Raw genomic sequence first — 22449 nt, forward strand, 5'->3', positions numbered from 1 at the left:
TCCTCCCTAAATCGGCATAAAAATACCCTGCGAAGCAAAACGCCTTGCAGGGTATTCTTTTTGGTACGCTACAATTCTAGAACGTTGTCGACAGGCTGGCTGAGAATGTCGTTCCGCGCTCGTAGGTGTTGAACTCTGTGCGACCGACATCGCCTTGAGTCATCTGATACTCGGAGTGCTTCTCGCCTAGCAGGTTACGACCCTTCAGACCAAGCTCGACGTCGCGGCCGCCAAGCGTAAGGGTCCGGTTGAAGACCAGGTCAAGCTGCACGCCTGGCTCCTCGATCACATCCGGCAGGGCTGCAGAGCCGATGCCGAAGCCCCGTTGCAGGATACGGTCGTCAACCCAGCCAAGAAGCAGCGTGAGTTGGTCCACATCGCTCTCCCAGCCAAACTGCATGTTCAGGATGTTCTGGGGCGTCCCCTGAAGATCAGAGCCATCCAGTCCGAACAGAGCAGCGTCACGCAGCGAGCGCGAAATCGGATCAAAGACCTGATCGCCATCCTGGGCCTGCACTTCCGAAGAGGTGTAGGTGTAGTTGGCAGAGAAGAGCCATTCGCGTGCATCAAACCACGGGTTTGAAATCGGCATGCTGAAATTCGTCCGATACTCGAGTTCGGCACCATAAAGCTCGGCTTTAGGGCTGTTGATGAAGGTCGTCTCGAAAACGAAGGAGGCAGTTGAATATTGCACTTCCTCGATCGGATTCTTGATGTCCTTGTAGAACGCACCCGCCGTAATGAACTGGTTACGACCAAGGTAATACTCGATGCGCGCATCGTAGTTTTTCAGCTCACTGTCCACGAGACCGCTGTTGCCGCGGTACACCCGGTCGGTTTCAGGGTCGATAAACGAAGACAGGGCCAGTTCGCGGAATTGCGGGCGGGCAATCGTCTGTGAGTAGCCTGCGCGCAGCTGGAGATCGTCAGCAAAGTTCCAGGTCAATGTGAATGTCGGCAGTACATAATCATTGCTCAGGTTAACGTCGCCGGCACCCTGGTTTCCGAAGCGGTCGAAGGTCTCGACCGTTTCTTTGGCATCCTCGTAGCGGAAGCCAACCGTGCCCCGCACAAAGTCCAGAATGTCGAGGTCCGTCTGGACATATAAGGCATTCACATCGAGACCGGCCGAGTAGGAATCATTTGGCGTCGTGATTTCCTGCAGGACAAAACGGCCGGGACCAATATTATCAGGCGAGAAAAGATAGTCCGGGCGAGCCTGCTGCACATCAAGCGGAATGGCGTTGCCCCCGACGAAGCGCAGCGACAGGAAGTCGTAGCTGCGATCGGTCGATGCGACGTCGAAGCCGCCGGACATGACGAGTTCCCGCGCATCTCCGATATCGACAGTATATGATGCATCGGCGCCAAAGCTGCCAATCTTGTCCTCGAGATTGGAGAACAGGATGCCGTAATTGTTCGCCGTGGAGTAAAGTGGAACACCATCAGCGTCCGGTGTACGGCGGAGCGAGCGGTCATAAGGGGCATCGCGGGTGGAGATAGCGTAGGCACCGCGCCAGGAAAGATCGATACCATTGACCTTGTGATCACCGCGCAGCTGGAAGAAGCTCAGCTCACGCTCAAACCAGCCTGACGACTCATCATAAATCTGGCCACTTGAACCCGGCGCGTTGAAGTCGGTGCCCGTCGTGATCTCGGCCTGCTTTGTCGTCGTATGCACGTAGAAGAGCGTTGCCTGGATCTCGTTGTCACCCCAACCGATCGACCCGGACCCAAGCGCATTCAGCGTCGCATCATAAGTCGTCGTTTGTTGCCGCTGGTCGCTGCCCAGAACGCCACCCTCGACAAACTGCCGGGTTGCGTCTTTGACCTTCCATTCGGAATCGAAGCCGACGACACCAATCAGGCCAATATCATATTGGCCCTTGTCGAGGATCAGGCCGCCTTCGACCGAACCGCTAGGATTGGGGTTCATTTTGCCCTGCTGGATAACAGACAGGGGCGAGTTGACGAGACTCTCGCCAATCAGTTCAATTTGCGCGGGCGTCTGGTCATTAAGCCGCTCGCCCGAGGCCAGGAGCGCGCCAAGAGGCCCCGGTATATCACGCAGACCATCATCATAGCCGGACCAGTCAAGGTCGCCGCCACGCACATAGAGTCCGTCGGAGCCGGTTGTTTCGGTGTTCGCAGACACGCCGGCCTTGATCGTCAGGAAATTCTCTGCGGGCTGGCGCAGGGTCTGGAGGTCGATCACGCCGCCACCAAACTCACCCGGGTAGTTGGCCGAATAGGTCTTCTGGACGGCAGCACCCGAGAGAACGCTCGCCGGGAACAGGTCAAGCGGAACCGTGCGGCGCAGCGGCTCGGGGCTCGGAAGCGGTGAACCGTTCAGAAGGGCCGAAGAATAACGGTCGCCCAGACCGCGCACATAAGCAAATTTTCCCGAGACAATGCTCAGGCCGCTAAGGCGCGTCAGTGCAAGGGCTGCGTTCGAGTCACCTTGCCGTGTAAGATCTTCGGTCGAGAGAAAGGTCGCAACCTGGGATGTTTCGCGTTGTGGCTCCGGAATGAACTGGCCACGAACCACGACTGTTTGGAGTGTACGGCTGTCTTCTGGCGCATCATTGGCGCTGCCCGTCTCCTGGGCAACGGCCAGAGGCACCAGGGCCAAAGCGATCGCTGTTGACAGCAACCATTTGTATCTGACTGGAATATTGGACATTTTTTTGAACCTAGCTTGCCGTAATTCAGGGGCTTTCAATCAAGCCTTCGCTGTCGGCCGAAAATGGGAAGTGCCGGGACAGCGCGCTTTCAGCGGCCATCCCGGCGGTTCTCAACTCAACAAGGGTCGCTGGCCTCAAGACCGCACGACCAGCCCTGCCACCAGGTGTCGGTGGTGTCCTTGACGGCGCCGATATAGTCGACAGGCTCAAGGTCGCTCGAAAGGCCAGTCACGTCGTAAGGCGTGACGGCTGTTTCTGCTGGACCGTTGACGAAAGTGGACGTGAGCGTGTTGGCCGTTCCGGTCGAATTGTTGGCATCAGCTGCGACGGAAGCGCTTGCTGCTGCCGCATCAGAGCTAGCCGTTGCAAGGCCAGCAGCGCAATCGAACAGGACCGAGCCAAAGGACGGATCCACACCGGCCTGGTAACCAGCCACACCATTGCCTGCTGAATCTTCCCAGCGGAAGCATTCGGACAGGTTGTTGATAACACCGTTTACATAGGTGCCAATCGTACCCGTGTTGAGGCGGATCGCGTTGCCCGAGCTGTTCCCGATGAAGGTGAAGTTCGACACTTTGGCATTCGAGGCCGGCACGACACCCGCGACGCTGCTGGCTTCAACCATATTGTCACCGCCAAGCGAACGCTGCTTCACGATGATGTACTGGAGGCTGCCATTGTAGCCATTGTCTGTATCGAGCGAGTCGTCATCATTGCCGGTCAGAACCAGGTGCTTGCCATTGACCGTGCCGCCGAAGAACTCGATCCCGTCGTCGGAACTGTTGTGAACCTGCACATAGTCAATCGTCGTGCCTGAGCCCACGCCTGCAAGGCTGATCCCGTTAAGTTCATTGCCTGGTGCAAGTGCAAAGCCCGAGTGCTTCAGGACCATGTAGCGTAGCGAACCGCTGTTATCGTCCGCCGTAATGCCGCCATAGACAGCATCCGGGTTGCTCACACCTTCAACAACGTTGTCGCAATTGATCGTCGCGGCTGTTGCGGCGTTGCGGCAGCGGTTGATTGGCGCGCGACCAAGAATAACAAGACCGCCCCACTCGCCGATGGCTTCGTCCGCGTTGACCTGGGTGTCAGTCACATCGGCTTCCGAGGTCAGCGTAACAGGATTTTGCTTGGTACCATTCGCGAATATCTGGGAGCCACGGTTAACGACGATATAGTCGAGGCCGCTTCCGCCGAAGACGGTTACGCCAGCTTCAATCGTCAGTGACGCAGGATCGCCATCGGCCGCATTGCCGTCGGCACCCACATCGACGCCCACGTTCAGGCGACCAACGACTTCATAATAATTGCCGCGTGTCAGGCGCACATCGTCGGTAATCGTACCCGAGATGCGGCAGACTTTCTTGCCGTCGATCGTAATGCCGGAATCAGCGGTTGCCGGTGTTGGGCAGCTTGGCGTCGGGAACAGACCAAAAGTCCATCCGCTCGCCCAGTTCTCGGACTCCGTTTCCTGCGGACCAAAAGCCCCGATATATGTCGTAGGCTCGAAGAATGAGCCGAGCGATGCTGTGTTGAATGGTGTCACAGCTGCTTCATTCGGACCTGGAAAGTATGAGGCCGCGAGCGTGTTGTCTGTCGTGGTTGTATTATTGGCATTTGCGGCGACCGAAGCGGCGGCAGCGGCGGTATCGGAGTTTGTTGTGGCCAGACCGGCTGCGCAATCAAACAGGACCGAAGCAAAGGCCGGGTCAGCGCCAGCCTGGTAGCCTGCCGTGCCGTTGCCTGCAGAGTCTTCCCAGCGGAAACACTCGGACAGATTGTTCACGACACCGTTCACATAAGTGCCCACGGTCCCCGTATTCAGGCGGAAGGCATTGCCTGTGGCATTTCCGATAAATGTGAAGTTTGAAACCTTGGCATCGGATGCAGGAAGAACACCTGCCACGCTGCTGGCCTCAACCATGTTGTCGCCGCTAAGTTCACGCTGTTTCACGACCACATATTGAATATTGCTCTTCAGACCATTGTCTGTGTCGAGCGAGTCGTCGTCGTTGCCGGTCAGAACGAGGTGTTTGGCGTTTACAGTGCCGCCGAAGAATTCAATACCATCATCCGAACTGTTATGGACCTGGACATAGTCAATCGTTGTGCCGGAGCCGACACCGCCCAGCGAAATACCGTTAAGTTCGTTACCATTCCCGATAGCGAAACCGGAGAAACGAAGCGACACGTAGCGCAAGGTACCGCTGCTGTCCGCGGCATCCGCACCGCCATAGATCGCATCAGGATTGCTCACGCCTTCAATGACGTTGTCACAATCCACTGTGCCCGGGGTCGCCGCATTGCGGCACCGGTTGATCGGCGCGCGGCCAAGAAGAACCAGGCCGCCCCATTCACCGATATTGTCGCCGCCGAAATCATCCGGATCGGCCGCACGACGCACCAGATCGTTCGCGCTGGTAAAGATGATCGGATTGGATGCAGTACCGTCCGCATCAATCTCCGAGCCCCGATTGACGACGATATAGTCCGCACCGGAACGACCGAAAACCGTCACCCCTGGCTCAACTGTCAGCGTAGCAGCGGTGCCGCCGGAAGCCGTGCCGGTTGCACCGAGGTCGACGCCAATATCAACCCGTCCGTCGATCGCATAAGCAACGCCCGCAACATATGGGAGCGTAAGGTCAGCAAGGTATGTTCCGGAAAGGTTACAGGTCGTAAAACCACCAACCGGATCACCTTCGGTGAACCCTGTAGGGCATTCAGCTGTGCTGCCGCCACCACCGTTACCGCCGCCGCCACCGTTATTGGGAGGCGTACCGGGATTGCTGACGCCCGGCGACGCGATGTCGCTTCCCTGCGAACACGCAGCTAGAAGGCAAAGCGCAAGCGCGCTCACTGAAGTGCGGAAAATCATGATAACCCCTCGTTGAAACCACCGAACGAGCCCAACTGAATCGCGGGCTGTCTACGGCTCAATAGCTGCGGGCCATGACATTCAATTAACGGAAATGTTGCACTTTAAAGACAGTCGGCCTGCTCCTTCGCGTGTCCTGCAACCACGGCGCCGGACAAGCCGGGAACAGTCACAAAACTTTCGCGAAAGCGACATGTGACCGCGTTAATTTCAGAATATCCGTCCGACATTAAAGACAGGGCCAACGGCGCAATTTAAGGGGCTGCATCGGTGAGTGACCAGGATTTGCTATACAGACTCGAGGGTCGGCTGATAGATCTGGAGGCGAAGGTTTCCCAGCTCGAAAAAGCGATGTCCGAAATTCCCAAGGCGGAACCGGAAATTCCGGAAGAGGCTCAGCGCAGGATTGATGCGGGAGAACATCCGGTTCGCGTTATACGAGAGTTACGTCTGCTGACCCAAAGCCAGCTGAGCGAGCTTTGCGGCATTCGGCCCAACCATATCTCGGCCATCGAGCGCGGTCAGACTTTCGGCCTGAAAACGGCCCGGAGGCTTTCAGAGGCGCTTAATGTGCCCGCCAGTCTGCTATTCTGACGCGCAGGGTCGATTGCAACATTAAGAATTAAGGGCGATCAGCATGGCTGATATGGCGCCATGTTCTCAACCATTACAATGATGTACTGTAAATCTGTTTGGCACTGTGGCCCGATTGCTGCATCAACCCTTAATGCGCCCTTATCTTGCAAGGAAAATGGCGCAGAAGTGCCGATAATTATACTTAACATCACTACAGAAGTAGACTGTTTGCGTAATATATGAACCCGCTGGCGAAACTCTCGACAAGTGCAATGCAGATCGTGCCACGCGTACGGATACTGCTGGATATCGTACTGGTTACGCTTCTCGGCGTGCTGATAGCGCGGATATTGTGGATCGCCATCGACCGGTCGGGCGCAGTGAGCCGGCCCCTTCCGCAATTTGCTATCTCACAGTCCGGCTCGGCAGCTGCCCAGGTACCGCGCGGCGACACAACCATCCTCACCCGGGTCAATCACTTCCAGCGCCCGGAAACATCCGGGTCTGGCAGCGCGCTCGTCCCAAGTGCGCCTCCTACAACGCTGAACCTCAAGCTGAAGGGCGTCCGATCCGTTACGGGCGACTCCGACAGCAACGGAACCGCTGCGGCAGCTGTCGCCATCATCCAGATGTCAGACAAAAAGGCGCGCAGCTTCGCTCCCGGCGACACGATCATCGACGGCGTAACGCTCGACCGTGTCCTTCCGGACCGCGTTCTCATCCGCAAGGGTGGCGGTCTTGAAACGCTCATGATGGAGAGCAATGCCGACACACTCGCAGTGCTTTCGCTTCCGGGACAGGAAGGCATGATCCAGGGGGAACAGCGTCCGGCCGTCGTGGAATCGAGGTCCGCCACGATAGACCGCGCGCTGCTCGCCTCGCTCAATGTTGCACCCGTTCTGGAAGACGGAGATCTCGTCGGTTATCGGCTCAGTACATCAGCGTCTGCTGCAGCATTGAATGGCACGGGAATTGAATCTGGAGACATCCTGACAACGCTCGATGGTACGCCCGTCAAGGATATCGACATCCAAAGCCTTACAGAGCGTCTGGCCCGCGCACCCGAGATTTCAATGATCGTCAAGCGCGGAAACGCGGATGTGCCGGTCACACTTCGTTTCCCCGAGGGAGAATAGAATGAACTTCCGCTTCGGCCTATCAGCCGTCCTGCTGGCCACGACCGCCCTGCCCGCATTCGGGTTGGCAGGTGAGACCACGCCACAGGCTGCGCGCCATGTTCTGAACTTCGATGACGTGGAGCTGAGCTCCCTGATCGCCGATGTTTCGATCGTGACCGGCTACACGTTCATTGTTCATCCTGACGTGCGCGGCAAACGCGTCACGGTGACCTCCTCCACCCCGCTTACACGCGAAGGCGTGTTTGAGGTTTTCCTCTCCACGCTTCGTGTCCAGGGCTTCACGGCCGTTCCCGCAGGCAAGAACACCTACCGTATCATCCCCGAGCAATCCGCCGTCAGCGAGGCAGGCACGCGTTCTTCCGGGGCCAACAGCTTCGTAACGGAAATTATCCACCTCAACAATTTCAACGCGCTCGAAGCGGCCCAGATGGTCAAGCCCCTCGTGGACGCGCAGGGCCAGGTCATCGCCAACCCGCGCTCCAACACGCTTGTCGTTGTCGACTATGAATCCAACATGCCCCGCATCCGCCAACTCGTGGCAGGCATTGATGAGGACCGAACCCGCACGGAGACCATCGGCCTGAAGAACATCCCGTCAGGCGAGATGGAATCCATCCTCATGGCCCTCCAGAAGAATGGCGGAGAGGACTCCGTCGCCTCCAGCTTCCAGGCCATTGCGTCACAGACCGGCAACTCCATCGTGATCCGTGGTGACGACGTCACGGTCGACCGCGCCCTGAAGGTGATTGAACAACTCGACGCGACAGACCGGGTCGAGGACACACTCCGGGTTATCTCGCTCAAGAATGCGGATGCCTCCGAGATCGTGCCGATCCTTGAAAAGGTGGCTGGCGCCATGGCCTTCCGCCGCGCCGAAACCGGCGGTGACGTCACGCCCAGCACGATTGCCTTCCATGCGCCAACCAACTCGATCGTCATCAATGCCCCCAGCGAAACCCTTCTGACGCTCGAGCGCGTCATCCAGGATCTCGACAAACGCCGCGCTCAGGTCCTCGTTGAGGCGATCATCGTGGAAATGTCGGACGACACAGCCCGCGAGCTTGGCCTGCAATTCCTGCTCAGCGGCACCGGCAACTCCACCGTGCCGTTTGCCTCCACCAATTACTCCCGTTCGGCGCCGAACCTGCTCGCGCTGGCGGGCGCCATCGCTGGTGATACACCTTTCAACACGGGCGACAGCAACCCGTTCGCCACATCCGCGGTCACCTCGCTTCTGGGACTCACGGGCCTCAGCGTCGGCATTGGCGGACAGGACGGCGACACGCTGTTCGGCGCCATCCTGACCGCGGTTGAAAGCGACACCAATTCCCGCGTGCTGTCGAAGCCTTTCAACATGACGCTCGACAATGGCACGTCATCACTTCTGGTTGGGCAGGAAGTGCCGATCATCACGGGCTCCGTTCTTGGCAATGACAATACCAATCCGTTCCAGACCGTGGACCGCAAGGAAATCGGCGTACGGCTTGATGTAACACCGCGCATTTCGTCTGACGACGCCGTTCGCCTCGAGATCAACCAGGAAGTCTCCAGCATTGCCGGCGCCATCTCGACGGCAACCTCCGACCTGATCTTCAACAAGCGCCAGATCACGACAGATGTGCTCGCCGACAGCGGTGAGATCATCGTCATCGGCGGCCTGATCCAGCAGTCCGACACGATTGCCAATGAGAAGGTGCCAATCCTTGGCGATGTGCCGGTCGCCGGCCGTCTTTTCCGCTCGGAAGGCAAGTCGACCAAGCGCACCAACCTGATGGTCTTTATCCGGCCAACCGTGATCCGTGACCGCCAGAGCGCACGCGATGTCACCGCGCGCAGCTACCGTTTCGTTCGGGCCGAAGAGCTCTGGAATGGCAAGGATGACAAGGTGAACTCGCTCGACGCCTTCGTCAGCCAGGTTCTGGGCTCACCTCCCCCGCAGCAATAATCCGATGAGCACACACGCAGCACCCTCCCGGCAATTCACTTACGCCTTCGCCAAGGACAAGGGCCTCATCGTCCTGCCTGATCGCGAAACGCTGACGGTCGGTGTGCGTGTGGGAGCCGATGCCTTCTCGCTGGTCGAAGCGCGGCGTGCCCTTGGCTGCTCTCATGCCATCGAATCCATGGACGCCGCCAGTTTTGACCGCGCCCTCACCAATGCCTTCAGCCAGGGGCCCCTCGGGGCCACCGACATCGAGGCTGCCGTCGCAAGTCGCGGCGGCTTGGAAAGCCTGATCGACGATATCCCGGAAGCGGCCGACCTGCTCGGCGGCAGCGATGACGCGCCCGTCATCCGCCTCATCAACGGCCTGATCTACGAAGCCATGAAGCGCCGCGCCTCGGACATCCATATCGATCCGTTCGAGGACAAATTGTCGATCCGCTACCGCATCGATGGCGACCTCGTTGAAGTCATCACACCTCCGCGCAAGCTGGCAGCTCCGTTGGTCTCGCGCATCAAGGTCATGGCGCGTCTCGACATTGCAGAGAAACGCCTGCCGCAGGATGGTCGCATCTCGCTCCAGGCCGGCGGCCGCTCCATCGACGTCCGCGTCGCCATCTTGCCCACACGCTTTGGCGAGCGCGTTGCCCTGCGCCTCCTCGATACGCAGAACGCCCTGCTGACGCTCGAAGAGCTCGGCATGGACTCCGACACCTATCAGCGTTTCGATCAGGTTCTCAGCCAGCCAAACGGCGTGATCCTCGTGACCGGCCCGGTCGGTTCGGGCAAGACCACGACGCTCTACTCGTCCATCTCGCGCCTCAACACTGGCAACGTGAACATCATGACGCTGGAAGACCCGGTCGAATACGGTCTGCCGGGCATCAGCCAGACGCAGATGGACTCCAAGGTCGGCCTCACCTTCGCTCGCGCCCTGCGCAATATCCTGCGTCAGGACTTCAACATCGTCATGGTCGGCGAGATCCGCGATCTCGAAACCGCCGAAGCCGCGTTCGAATTCGCCTCCACCGGCCGTCTCGCCTTCTCGACCCTGCACACCAACAGCGCAGCCGGCGCCATCACCCGCCTACGTGACATGGGCGTCGAAACATACCTCATGGCTTCCACCCTGCGCGCCGTCATGGCCCAGCGCCTCGTGCGCAAGCTGTGCGATGTCTGCAAGGAGCCCGCCGAGGCCGGAACCGCCGAGTATGAAGCCCTCGACCTGCCACATGGCCAGGCTTTCACGCACTACACGCCGAAAGGCTGCATGGCCTGTGGCAATACCGGCTTCCATGGCCGCATCGCCATCTACGAACTGCTCGTGATTGATAACGCCGTGCGCAACCTGCTGCATGCGGATGCAACGGAAGATGCCATCGAAGCCGTTGCCTTCGCCGATCACCACCGCCTGATCGAGAATGCGCGTCGCTATGTATTCTCCGGCGAGACAAGCGTGACGGAAGTCCTGCGCGTCTGCCGCAAGGAGGCCCGCGATGGCAGCGTTTGAGTACGTCGCTGTAGATACAGGCGGCAAACGCATGCGCGGCGTCATTTCAGCAGACAGCCCCCGCGCCGCCCGCAAGGAATTGCGGATGCGCGAGCTCATGCCTATCGAAGTCTCCCCGCTCAGCGCCAAGAGCGCGCGCGGCGGCAAGGGCGCCGGTGGCCGCATCTCGGAAAAAGAGCGCGCGCTTCTCGCACGACAACTCGCCGTGCTCCTCCAGTCCGGCCTGACCGTCGAGCAGGCTCTCACGGCCGCCGCGAGCGATGCGAAACCCGAAACGGTCGCCATTCTCCATCGCGTCCGAAATGAAGTCACCGAAGGCTCGCGGTTTGCCGACGCCCTCGCCACCGCGCCCCGCGCCTTCCCGCCCCTCTTCAAGTCCGTTGTCGCCGCCGGTGAAATGTCCGGCCGCCAGGGCGAAGTGATGGAGCGTCTCGCGATCTATCTCGAAAACACCTGGCGCCTGCGCCAGAAGGTCCAGTCCGCGCTGATCTATCCCGCCCTCCTGGCCACGCTTGCCATCGGCATGGTCATTGCGCTCATGATCATCGTCGTGCCGCGCCTTGTCGAACAGTTCGACATGTTCGATGCCAAGCTCCCTTGGCTGACCCAGCAGGTCATCATGGTGTCCAATCTGCTCCGCAATTGGGGCTGGCTCATCGCCATTGGCGTCGTCGCGGGTGTCATTGCCCTGAACCGCCTCCTCAGAGCGCCGGGCGTCCGCGAAACCATGGACCGTTTCATCCTGCACCTTCCCGTCATCGGCAATCTCGCCCGCACCGTCTCGGCCGCCCGCTTCGCCCGCATCTTCGCCACCCTGTCATCCTCAGGCGCGACAGTGCTGGAATCCCTGCAGGCGGCGCGCGGTGCAATGGCAAACAGCGTGTTCCGCAAGGCCGCCGACGAGATTGCAGTAAAGGTCAGCGAAGGCGGATCCTTCGCCGCTGCGCTGAAGAACACCCACGCCTTTCCGCCCATGATGGTGCATATGGTGGCCAGCGGCGAAGCGGGTCGCGATGTGCCCGGCATGATGACGCGCGCCGCCGAATTTCTCGAGGAAGAGTTCGAGAATGCAACGTCCACTGCCCTCAGCCTGATGGAGCCGATCATCATCGTTATTCTTGGCGGTCTGGTCGGGACAATCGTATTGTCCATCATGCTACCCATCATCCAGCTCAACACTCTGGCGCTCCAATAGCGCCGCACCCCAATCAGGAGGCCCCCATGACACAGGACCAGGACCAGAAATCGCCCGAAGCCATCCGCAAGGATGCCGGCTTCTCGCTCGTTGAACTGCTCGTCACCGTCTCGATCATGGCCCTGCTCGCAACGGCGGTCGTGATCTCCGTCGGCCCGGTGCTGGGTAAGTCACGCGTCGACCGGGCCCGTTCCGATATCGCCGCCCTTGAGAGTGGCCTCGAGCAATACAGCTTCGACATGTTCAACTATCCGGGCGCAGATGTCGGCCTTGCCGCCCTCAAGACACCGCCTTCCGGTGCCAACGCCGCCCAGTACCGTCCCGGCGGCTACATCAAGCGCATCCAGCAAGACCCGTGGGGCAATGATTACATCTACAACGTGCCCGGTGTTCGCTCCGCCGGCGCCTATGATGTCTTCTCGGCCGGCCCCGACGGTCAACCCGGCAATGAAGACGATATCGGCAACTGGAACTGAGCTGATCCATGCACCCGAACCGCGACCTCCCCCTTCCACACGATGCAGGCATGAGCCTGATCGAAGTGCTGGTCGCAGTGTTCATCATGGCGCTTGCCGCCGGCATGGTCGCCATGACCATGCGTGCACCAGCTGATCCTCTTGAGGAGGCCGCAGCCCGCCTCGAGCGCGACATTACCTCGGCAATGGACCTCGCGCTGGTCACCGGCGCGCCGCAGGGACTGAAGCTGACCGATCAGGGCTACCAACTCGTCACCTGGCGCAACCAGGCATGGCTGCCGGCAGCCGGCGGGAAGGTCTCATTCGCCCGCAATGTCGCCTTCGACAGGTCCCGCGCGCCCCCCCAGCGGTCCGGGAATGGTCCGGGAAGTCCCAATGAAGCCCCCCCCGAGGTCATCCTCGATACCACAGGTACCGCCCAAGCCGACCCGCTGATCCTTGAGCGCGACAACCAGACAATCGAACTGACAATCGCGCCCGACGGCAAAGTGACATGGGAGGCGCCCAATGCGTGACCCTCATCATCAATCCGGGTTCACCCTCGTCGAAGTCCTTGCCGCCCTTGGCGTTTTTTCGATTTCCGCCATCGGGCTCATCCACCTCAGCAGCGAAACCATGATCGGTGCCCGTCAGGTCGACATGCGCGCCCTCGCCGAAATCGAAGCCAACAATCGCATGGCCGACGCGCTGACCACGCCCCCGCCGCTGCCCACCGGAGTCATTGAAGGCGAATCCATTCAGCGCGGCCGCAGCTTTGACTGGAACCGCACCGTCACCCCAACGCAGGAAAGCGGACTTTTCCTCATTGATGTCACGGTATCCGCACCAGAAAGCGGACAGGTTCTTGCACACCTCCAGGGCCTGAGGGTTGGCCAATGACTCGCTCCAACGCTGGCTTCACCCTCGTCGAAACGCTCGTCGCCCTTGCCGTCACCGCGACGCTTGCAACGGCGGGAACGCTGCTGATGCTGCAGACTCTGCAGGCCAGCCGCGCCGTGAATACACGGATGGATGAAGTCCGCTCCCTCGAGGCTGCCTTTGGTCTTATGCGCTCGGATTTCAACGAGGTTACCCGCCGCCCTTCATCCGCGCCCGATGACCTCTACCCACCCATCGGCTTCCAGGGCCTGAAAAGCGACAAGACCGGCGAGCTGATCACCTTTGTCCGCACGGGGTGGAAAGCCACAAAGATCGGCAGCGAACGCAGCGACCTTCAGCGGGTCGCCTATGTTTTCGACAGGGGCGCACTCGTCCGCAAGGCATGGCTCCGGCCCGACCCTGTCAGCACAACGCCCGTTGTTGAACGCGTCCTTATGGAGGGGATCGACAAGCTCGATATCCGCTACCGCCGCAAGGGAGCCTGGTTCGATGCCTGGCCTGCAACGACCAGTGGCGACTATCCTGACCTCATTGAATTCAAGATGACATTCGCTGACCAGGGCGAACTCACACTGAGCTACATGCTGGGGGCCATGTCATGACACAGCCTGTTTCCCCCAAGGATCGCGGCGCGGCGCTCCTGTCGATCCTGATGATTGTCATGGTCATGTCTGTCGCCGCCCTGGCCGCTGTCGAGGCACTTGGGCGCTCGCTCAGCCTCGCGCGCGTCTCGTCCGAACGGTCCCAGGCCATATGGGCCGGGCGGTCTACGGAGGCGCTCGGCGTCCTTGCTGTGGCCCGGCTCAAGGCCTTGGGCGACGATGCCATCCGGGAAGCGCTTGAGACCGGCCAAAGCATGACACTCCCTTTTGATCGCGGCGTGATCCAGGCGACCCTTTCCGACGCATCCAATTGCTTCAACCTGAACACAATCACGGGCGAAGCGAATGACGTAAACCACATCAAGTTCCAGCATCTGCTCGAAGCGATGGAGGTCTTCCGATCTGATGCTCAGGCACTGGCCGAAAGCCTGGCTGACTGGATGGACAGCGATTCCTCGCCCCGCGCCTATGGGGCCGAGGCAAGCTATTACGGCAGCCTCGAAACACCCTATCGCCCCGCAAATGCGCCGCTTGCAAACCTGACGGAACTCCGCGCGATAAAGGGCTTTACCCCGGAAATCATCGCCATGATCGAGCCGCTTGTCTGCGTCAGGCCTGACCGTTTCCAGGCCGCCCTCAACATAGAGACACTGACAGATGAAGATGCCCCACTCCTGGTCGCACTCTATTCCGGTGAACTGACCCGGGAGAAAGCCCAGTCGGTCATCCGTGCCAAACCACTTGGTGGGTGGCATACGCTGGACACGTTCCTGCAAAATGAGCACATCGAAACCATCGCCGTGGCCGCACGCGACGATTCCATGCTCGCGCTGAAACCCAGCAACCTGCGTTTGACAGCCCGCATCGTGTCTGGCTCAACACAGGAAACCCTCCAGCTTGTCTACGCAATGGACAAAGGCGGCCAGGCCAGCCTTGTCCAGCGCACGACGGGAGACTTCTGATGGCCCGGCGCCTTTACACACTTATGCCGCCTTCCGGTGAACCATCCGAATTTGCGCTCGCCAGCGACAAGGGTCTCCACCTCATGTCCGCTGCTGAGGCAAATGTCTCATCCGGTGATGACATCGTCGTATTCGTCCCAGGTACGGACGTCGGATATTTCGAAGTCCGCATTCCGGCACAGGGCGCCGCTGAAATCCGCCGTTCAGCCGCTTTCGCGCTTGAAGATGATATCGCCGTGCCTGTTGAAGAAGCGCACGTCGCCATTGGCACGGTGCTCGGCAGCGGATTACGACCTGTCCAGGTCGTTGACCCGGCACTTATGGAAGATTGGGTCGGACGCCTGAATGCCATGGGCTTGAAGACGGCGAAACTGGTGGCTGACGTGTCCGTCCTGCCAGCAGGCCCCACGGCGATTGATGCCGGCAGCCATATCCTGATGTCCACTGGCGAAAAGCGATTTGCAGTGGATGCAGCGCTGCCGGACGATGCCCTCAAAGCACTCGCCAATGCCTCAAAGACCCCACTGAGCATAACCAGCGCTGCACTTGCCCAGCGGCTCGGTATGTCCGCGAACAGCGCCTCGTCGCTCCCCCTTCTCTTGCAGCTTGCGCAATGGGCGGAGACGGCCGGTGTCCTGACCGATCTTCGCCAGGGGCCTTTCATCAGCCGCAAACAAGCCGATATCCGTCTGGGCGCATGGCGTTCGACACTCATCCTGGGCGCTGCTGCCGCGGTCGCTTTCCTCGCGGTGGTCGGGCTGGAGACCTGGTCCCTATCGCGTCTGTCCACAGTGCTCGAACAGAATGCCCGCGGGATTTACGCCGCAGCCTATCCAGGCACACCTGTGCCGAGCACTCTTGACGCCGCCTTGCGCAGCCAGGAAGGCGCACCTGCCGCAAATCGGCTGGCGTTCCTGGATGCCACCGCACTCCTCTACGAAGCGATCCCCGCCGAGAGCGGCATATCGATTGAGGGCCTGCGCTATGACCAACAGACCGGCCGCCTGCTCGCCAACATGGTCTATCCCAGCTATGGCAGCGACGCGGATTTGAAGAATACGCTCGAAGCCAAGGGCCTGGGCGTTTCCCTCGGCGACTCCCGCCAGCAGGACGACCGGGTCATCGGTGACCTGACACTGGAGGCGGCCCAATGATCGAATGGTGGGACAAGCGCACCCTGCGCGAACGAGGCCTTGTCAGCGCGGCCGCCATATTGCTCGCGCTGATCATCCTGTTGCAATTCATCATTGTTCCCCTCTTTGCAGGCCGGTCTGCCGCAGCGCTCAGAGCAGATCAGGCCTCCCGCACGCTGGACGTCATGACATCGCGCGGCCTGTCGCCATCTGCAGCCAATGGCGCGCAGGCGGGTACGGCTCCCGATGCAGACACAAGCCGCCGCGCCATTCTGGAAGCCGCAACCCGGCGCGGACTGGCCATTGCGCGCATCCAGGTCAGCGCTGATGGCGTGATTACCGTCCAGATCGACGACACCAATGCAGAGAACATCTTTGCCTGGCTGTTCGACCTGCGCAACACGGCCTCGCTTGAAGCTAGCCGCGCGACAATGAACGACACGGGCGCAGGCCTCGTCCGCTCAAGCTTTGAATTTGGAGGGAAGCAAGGATGAAGCGCATAGCCCTCATCCTTGTATTTCTTGCCGCACTCGTTGTCGGCCTGATTTCCGGCATTCCGCTTTCATCCGCCATGCGCAATGCAGGCCTGATTGAACAGGGCATAGGCTGGCAGCAGGCGCGCGGCACCATCTGGCATGGTCAGGTCACCGGCCTCGTCTATCGCGGAACACCCGCAGGCGCTCTGGACATCCGATCCTCCCCCCTTTCGCTCTTCACCGGCTCAATCGCCTCAGACATCAACTGGGGCGCACCGACCGGTCGGGCACGTGTGCGGGTTGCGGTCTCGCCATCGTCGGTCAACCTTTCCAATCTCGGCGCGGAAGTGGATATCAGCCGGCTCGATGGCATTCATGACGAACTGCGCCGCATCGGAGGCACGCTGAAACTGTCCAATGGCGCCATCCGCTTGGATCATGCTGGCCATTGTAGCCGCGCGAGCGGCGCGGCTCAGCTGGATCTCGTGCGCCGCCTCGGCGTCCAGTATGGCCGCGACTGGCCCATTCTCACGGGTTCCCCGGTCTGCACGGACGGCACGCTCAGGCTGCCACTTTCAGGCGACGGCCCGAACGGTGAACGTTTCCAGGTGACGCTCTCAACCCTGCCCGATGGCCGCACGGGCATGGAAGTCCATGTCGAAAAACTCGATCCGCAGGCGACCGCAGCCCTTGCGACACTCGGCTTCACAAATGCCGGGAACGGGTACACCCTGAGCCGCGAAGCTGCTCTGACCGGGAAGAACTGACCATGCAAAGCCCGCGCACTAAACATCTGGCCATGATCCTCATGGCAGGCATTGCCCTCGCTGCCTGCGCAAGCAAACCCAAACCGGAAGCGCCCGCCATCAGCGCGGCAGATGTCGTCAGCCGCACAGGCGAGTTGCCGCCGCAAACGCTCCCACCCGGCGCCTGCGGGCTCTTCCTCTGGACCAATGGCGAGCCCCTGCGCTTCATCTTCTTTTCGCAAGCCGGTACGGACACGGCCGTGATGGAAATTGATGGAGAGCAGCGTGCCCTGCGTCTCACGTCATCGAAGGGCGAACTGTTTGGCCAGTTCATGACCCGCATGACTTACGCGTCAGACAACGGAAATGTCGGCGTCAGCTTCACGCCTGGTGAACAGCTCGACGGAGGCCAGCGCATTGAGGGAGGTCATCTCTCGCTTGTCGGCAAGGATGGCTGGGAAACCATGATCCCCGTATTTGGCCTATCGGCCTGCCAGCCGGATAGCCGTTGAGCTGAGCGATCTACGCGGCGCCCCGGGCCAAAGCACCCAAACTCAAAATAAAAAAAGACCCTGGCCTGCCCGTTGGCGAGCACTTGAGTCCCAAAAGGGCTCTCATAAAACCGATAAACAGAAAACTTTTGTTGTTTATCGGCTACCTGATATTGTTTTTCAATAATTTCGATGTTATCCAGACTCATCACCGGGTTTGGGGCCGCGTGCATTTCATCGCGCCCCAGCCATACACCAGATGAGTATTTCGCCGATGACCTATGCCGAAACAGTCCAAAAACCGCCCTTCCGGTTAGGCCTCCTGATCAAGCGGATTGTCTTTCTTGCCCTGCCAGTCCTCGTGCTGATTGGCTCCGTCGGCGGCTTCATCGCCATGGGGGCCCTCAAGCCCGCGCCAGAAGAGAAGGCGGAGATCATTGAGGCATTGCCTGTTCTCACCGCAACGGCTCGCGCGGAGCCCGTCACGATCACGGTCCACGGCCAGGGCGCTGTCACGGCACGCTCCGAAGTGAGCCTCGCTGCCGAGATTACCGGCCGTGTCGCCTATGTGTCCCCTAATTTTCTTGCCGGTGCACAATTCAAACAGGGCGAAACCTTGGTGCGCCTCGAGTCGCGTGAATATGAGCTTGGAATTGTTCAGGCCGAGGCTGCCGTTGCGCAGGCCCATACGGCCCTGCTGCAGGAAATCTCCGAAGGGCAGATCGCAAGCCAGGGCGCTGACGAGCTCGGCATATCACAAGTCTCCGACCTCGCGCTCCGCCGCCCACAACGCGCCCAGGCCGAAGCGCAGCTCGCCTCAGCCCAAGCGCGTCTCGACGAAGCCCGCCTGCAGCTCACGCGCACACGGATTATTGCGCCATTCTCCGGGCGCGTCCGGCAGAGATCTGTCAATGTCGGCGCCTATGTTTCTCCCGGCGCACAGCTTGGCGATATCTACGCCAGCGATGTCGTCGATGTCGCCATCGCCCTCACCGACACGGATCTCGCCAATCTCGGGCTGGGCATCGGTTTCGCAGAGACCGCCAGCCTAAAAGGTCCACCCGTCACCCTCTCTGCCATAGTCGCCGGCGTGCCCCACACATGGTCTGGCCGCATTACGCGAACGGACAGTGGATTCGATCCGGAAACCCGCGTTCTTTTCGCCTATGTCGAAGTCGCTGACCCCTACGGCAAAGGCGCCGACAATGGCACGCCGCTCGCCACAGGCCTCTATGTCGACGCATCCATCGCCGGTCGGGCCCTCCAGGATAGTATCGTGCTCCCGCGCACCGCCCTGCGCGGCAAAGCCTCGGTCTATGTAGCGCGGGACGACGAGACACTCGAAATTCGCCCCGTAAACGTGGCTTTTTCAGACCGTGAACGGCTCGTGCTCACAAGCGGCGTCGAAGAGGGTGAAAAAGTCGTGACATCGCCCGTCCGGGCAGCCGCCAACGGCATGAAGATCAAATCGGTTGATCGACTGGAGACAGCTTTCGCGGCTGAAGCCAGCGCGACCAACGAGTAAAAGGAGCCGGGGGCATGTCGGAAATTATCCGCTGGTGGGCAGACAACAAGGTCGCCGCAAACCTTCTCATGATCGCGCTGATCATTGCCGGCATTGTTGCCTATCTCCGCATGGAGCGGGAACTTGAGCCTTATGTGGAATTTCCCGGCGCGCAGATTTCCGTCGTCTGGCGTGGGGCGTCCCCGCAGGACATCGAAGAACAGATCACTGTTCGCATGGAAGAAGCGGTCAGCACGGTCGAAGGCATCAAGGAACTTCGCTCCTATTCAAATGAAGGGATCGCCACGCTTGTCGTCATCGGCAATCAGGATCTCGATGAAGGCAAGTTCCTCCAGGAACTGAAACGGCAGATCGACTCGATCAGCTCATTCCCCACAGCAGCCGAACCCGCACAGCTGCAGGTCTTCCGCAGCCGAAGTGAACTCATGCGCATCGCCGTATCTGGCGACGACACCGTCAGTGAACAGGATCTGAAACGCTTTGCGGAGGCCACGCGGCGCGAGATCGGCCTGCTCGGCCATGTCCCTGCCGTTGAACTCTTTGGCGTGCGCAATGAAGAAATCTCCATCGAGGTCTCCGAAGAGGCCCTGCGCCGTTACGGAGTCAGCCTGACGGAAGTGGCCGATGCTGTCGGCGGCACATCCGTCAACATCTCGGCGGGCAACGTCCGCAGCGACGGCGGGAATGTCCAGCTGCGCACACGTTCACAGGCCAATACACAGGCCGACTTCGAGAACATCATCGTGAAGCACATGCCCAATGGCGCGGTGGTGCGCGTCTCGGACATGGCCAAAGTGATCGATGGCTTCGAGGAAGTGAACCTTCTCGCCACGGTCAACGGCAAGCGCACAATCCTCGTTCAGGTCATGAGCGGCCCGAAAATGAACATCGTGAAAATGGCGAACAATGTGCACGCCTATTTTGACGAGGCCATCAAACATACCCCGCCAGGCATCACCATGACGATCTGGCAGGACTCGTCCATCGACTATATGAGCCGCATCCGCCTGATCGGGTCGAACTTCCTGATGGGCCTTGGCCTCGTCCTGGTCACGCTTCTTCTCTTCCTGCGCCCGAAGATCGCTATCTGGGTCGCCGTTGGCATCGGCACTGCCTTCGCGGGCGGCCTCGCGCTGCTGCCGCTGATGGACGTCTCGTTCAACATGATCTCCACTTTCGCCTTCCTGCTCGTGATCGGTGTCATCGTCGACGACGCAATCATTGTCGGCGAAGCCATCCACTCGCGCACGGAAGATGGCGAGGAAGGCCTGACAGCCGCCATCAACGGTACGACCATGGTCATAAAGCCGGTCATCTTTGCGGTCTTCACCACCATGATCTTCTTTGCGCCCTGGATGATGCTCTCGGGCGGCACCAGCGAGTTCACCCGCGCCATATCCCTCGTCGTGATCCTCGCGCTTACCTTCTCCCTCGTCGAGGCGCTGCTTATCCTGCCGGCCCACCTGTCGCATTTGAAGCCCGTCAACCGTGACACCCGTTTCGCGCGTTTCCAGGACACGATCGCCAATTCCATCGTCTGGGTCGCCCGCAATCTCTACCGCCCGGTCATGGTGGCGGCGCTGCGCCAGCGCTACCTGACGGCCGCCATCTTTGTCGGCGGGATGGTGCTGTCGGTCGGACTCCTGACCAACGGGCTCGTCAAGACGATCTTCTTTCCCGAGACAGAATCCGATCAGATCGCCGTCACAGTCGAACTGCCAGAGGGCACACCCTATTCCCGCACACTCGAAGTCCTCGCCCAGATCCAGGCGGGCGAGAAGGCACTGGAAGACGAGATCAATGCGTCAACCAATGGTGAAGGCAAACTCATCGAGAACTGGTATACCCGCTCGCGTGACAATAATGTTCTGGCGCTGGTCAAGCTGGTGCCGCCTGAAACACGCTCACTCACCGCCAAGGAAACCGCAGAGCGCCTGCGCGCCCTGATCGGCGAAGTGCCGGATGCAGAGACCATCACGGTCAATTACAAGAATGCCGACACGGATCCCCCGATCCAGTACATGCTGAATTCGACGGATCTCGACGCCCTTAACGCAGCCGCTGAAGACCTGATGCTCAAGCTTCGCTCCTATGACGGCGTCTACAACGTTGTGAACGACGTTCAGAGTGCCACCGACGAAATCCAATTCGACCTGAAACCCGGCGCTGAAGCCCTCGGCATAACAACCGCAGATGTGGCGCGTCAGGTCCGGCAAGGATTCTATGGGCAGGAAGTTCAACGCCTGCCTCGCGACGGTGAAGATGTCCGCGTCTTCGTGCGCTATCCCCGCTCTGACCGGGAATCCCTCGACTTTCTCAATAACATCCGCATCCGCACGGCCGACGGGCGCGAACTGCCGCTCTATGCTGTTGCCGACATCCGCTTCGAGAAGGGCATCTCGCAGATCAATCGGCGGGAACGCCGCCGCGCGATCGTGGTGAGCGCCGAAGTGGCCGCCGAACGGATCCCCGAGATACGCGCCGAGCTCGACAAGAGCTTCTTTGACAGCTTCGATAAGGCGCATCCATTGGTGAAACGGGGCAGCATAGGCCGCGCCCAGGGCGAAGCGGAGTTCTTCGCCGAGATAATGACGCTGCTGCTGATCGCCATAGGCGTCGCCTATTTCCTCGTCGCCGTGGCCTTCAAATCCTATGCCGAACCTATACTGATCCTGCTCGCGGCCATTCCGTTCTGCTTCACTGGGGCCATGGTCGGTCACCTCCTCATGGGCTTTCCACTCAGCATCCTGTCCTACATGGGCATCATGGCGGCGGCAGGCGTTGCGGTGAACGACAACCTTGTCTTGATCGACTACGTCCACCAGCTGCGTGATCGCGGCATGGACGGTGCGCAGGCCCTGGTCGAGGCTGGCACGCGCCGCTTCCGTCCGATCCTGCTCACCTCGCTGACGACCTTTGTCGGCCTCCTGCCGCTAATGCTGGAACGCTCGATCCAGGCCCAGTTCCTTATCCCGATCGGTGTCGGCCTCGCGTTCGGCGTCCTGTTTGCCCTTTTCGTCACCCTGTTCTTCGTCCCGGCCCTCTATGGCATCGGCGCCGATATCAAGCGCTTCTTCGCCCATCTCATCACGGGCAAGCACTATCCCTCCTTTGATGCACAGCTCGATATGAAGGCACTGGAAGAGATCGCCCCGGTCCCAGCGGAATAAAGGCAGGGCCAAAGGTCCGGAACGGAGCTTAGGCCCTTGCCTTCATGGGCCTCATCGCTAAACCC

At 60.2% G+C, this 22449-nt stretch carries 18 protein-coding genes; 16 read left to right on the forward strand and 2 right to left on the reverse strand.

Annotation, left to right across the window (positions count from 1 at the left end):
* Positions 1–76: 76 nt before the first annotated feature.
* Positions 77–2683 (reverse strand): TonB-dependent receptor domain-containing protein, encoded by a 2607-nt coding sequence (locus HY30_RS16660; protein WP_155839392.1) that lies wholly within the window; start codon positions 2681–2683, stop codon positions 77–79.
* A gap of 116 nt (positions 2684–2799) precedes the next feature.
* The gene (locus HY30_RS16665) at positions 2800–5562 is read right to left on the reverse strand and encodes a hypothetical protein (RefSeq protein WP_034743506.1); all 2763 of its coding nucleotides are present in this window, start codon (positions 5560–5562) and stop codon (positions 2800–2802) included.
* Between the two features lie 270 nt (positions 5563–5832).
* Here HY30_RS16665 and HY30_RS19510 point away from each other — a divergent pair, with 270 nt between their 5' ends.
* The 16 genes from HY30_RS19510 (at position 5833) to HY30_RS16745 (ending at position 22384) form a co-directional block, all read left to right on the forward strand.
* Positions 5833–6156 carry a helix-turn-helix transcriptional regulator gene (locus HY30_RS19510; protein ID WP_155839393.1) on the forward strand — a complete coding sequence of 108 codons (324 nt, stop codon included), beginning with the start codon at positions 5833–5835 and terminating at the stop codon, positions 6154–6156.
* A gap of 221 nt (positions 6157–6377) precedes the next feature.
* Positions 6378–7274, forward strand: coding sequence for a type II secretion system protein N (locus tag HY30_RS16675; RefSeq protein ID WP_081812328.1), 897 nt, complete (start codon positions 6378–6380; stop codon positions 7272–7274).
* Position 7275: 1 nt separating this feature from the next.
* Positions 7276–9222 (forward strand): type II secretion system secretin GspD, encoded by a 1947-nt coding sequence (gspD, locus tag HY30_RS16680; RefSeq protein WP_034743512.1) that lies wholly within the window; start codon positions 7276–7278, stop codon positions 9220–9222.
* Positions 9223–9226: 4 nt separating this feature from the next.
* Positions 9227–10729: a GspE/PulE family protein gene (locus HY30_RS16685; protein ID WP_034743515.1), complete on the forward strand. Its 1503-nt coding sequence runs from the start codon at positions 9227–9229 to the stop codon at positions 10727–10729.
* Positions 10716–11924 (forward strand): type II secretion system inner membrane protein GspF, encoded by a 1209-nt coding sequence (gene gspF, locus HY30_RS16690; RefSeq protein WP_034743518.1) that lies wholly within the window; start codon positions 10716–10718, stop codon positions 11922–11924. Before HY30_RS16685 ends, gspF begins: the two co-directional genes overlap by 14 nt.
* A 26-nt stretch (positions 11925–11950) precedes the next feature.
* A complete protein-coding gene (gene gspG / locus HY30_RS16695) occupies positions 11951–12400 on the forward strand; it encodes a type II secretion system major pseudopilin GspG (protein WP_034743520.1) in 450 nt (149 codons plus the stop codon).
* Positions 12401–12408: 8 nt separating this feature from the next.
* Entirely contained in the window at positions 12409–12915 is a 507-nt protein-coding gene (locus HY30_RS16700; protein WP_034743523.1) for a prepilin-type N-terminal cleavage/methylation domain-containing protein, read from the forward strand.
* Positions 12908–13279, forward strand: a complete 372-nt coding sequence (gene gspI, locus HY30_RS16705) for a type II secretion system minor pseudopilin GspI (RefSeq protein WP_034743525.1) — start codon at positions 12908–12910, stop codon at positions 13277–13279. The genes HY30_RS16700 and gspI overlap by 8 nt, the downstream gene beginning before the upstream one ends.
* Positions 13276–13881: a type II secretion system minor pseudopilin GspJ gene (gene gspJ / locus HY30_RS19515; RefSeq protein WP_051615608.1), complete on the forward strand. Its 606-nt coding sequence runs from the start codon at positions 13276–13278 to the stop codon at positions 13879–13881. The genes gspI and gspJ overlap by 4 nt, the downstream gene beginning before the upstream one ends.
* Positions 13878–14843 carry a type II secretion system minor pseudopilin GspK gene (gene gspK / locus HY30_RS16715; RefSeq protein ID WP_034743528.1) on the forward strand — a complete coding sequence of 322 codons (966 nt, stop codon included), beginning with the start codon at positions 13878–13880 and terminating at the stop codon, positions 14841–14843. Before gspJ ends, gspK begins: the two co-directional genes overlap by 4 nt.
* Entirely contained in the window at positions 14843–15997 is a 1155-nt protein-coding gene (gene gspL, locus HY30_RS16720; protein WP_034743531.1) for a type II secretion system protein GspL, read from the forward strand. Before gspK ends, gspL begins: the two co-directional genes overlap by 1 nt.
* Positions 15994–16470, forward strand: a complete 477-nt coding sequence (gene gspM, locus HY30_RS16725) for a type II secretion system protein GspM (RefSeq protein WP_034743534.1) — start codon at positions 15994–15996, stop codon at positions 16468–16470. The genes gspL and gspM overlap by 4 nt, the downstream gene beginning before the upstream one ends.
* Entirely contained in the window at positions 16467–17219 is a 753-nt protein-coding gene (gspN, locus tag HY30_RS16730) for a type II secretion system protein N (protein ID WP_034743537.1), read from the forward strand. The genes gspM and gspN overlap by 4 nt, the downstream gene beginning before the upstream one ends.
* Before the next feature lie 32 nt (positions 17220–17251).
* The gene (locus HY30_RS16735; protein ID WP_155839394.1) at positions 17252–17710 is read left to right on the forward strand and encodes a hypothetical protein; all 459 of its coding nucleotides are present in this window, start codon (positions 17252–17254) and stop codon (positions 17708–17710) included.
* A 238-nt stretch (positions 17711–17948) separates the two neighbouring features.
* The gene (locus HY30_RS16740; RefSeq protein WP_081812329.1) at positions 17949–19214 is read left to right on the forward strand and encodes an efflux RND transporter periplasmic adaptor subunit; all 1266 of its coding nucleotides are present in this window, start codon (positions 17949–17951) and stop codon (positions 19212–19214) included.
* A 14-nt stretch (positions 19215–19228) separates the two neighbouring features.
* Positions 19229–22384 carry an efflux RND transporter permease subunit gene (locus HY30_RS16745; RefSeq protein WP_034743543.1) on the forward strand — a complete coding sequence of 1052 codons (3156 nt, stop codon included), beginning with the start codon at positions 19229–19231 and terminating at the stop codon, positions 22382–22384.
* Positions 22385–22449 lie beyond the last annotated feature (65 nt).

The organism is Hyphomonas chukchiensis (assembly GCF_000682695.1).
Lineage (GTDB): Bacteria > Pseudomonadota > Alphaproteobacteria > Caulobacterales > Hyphomonadaceae > Hyphomonas > Hyphomonas chukchiensis.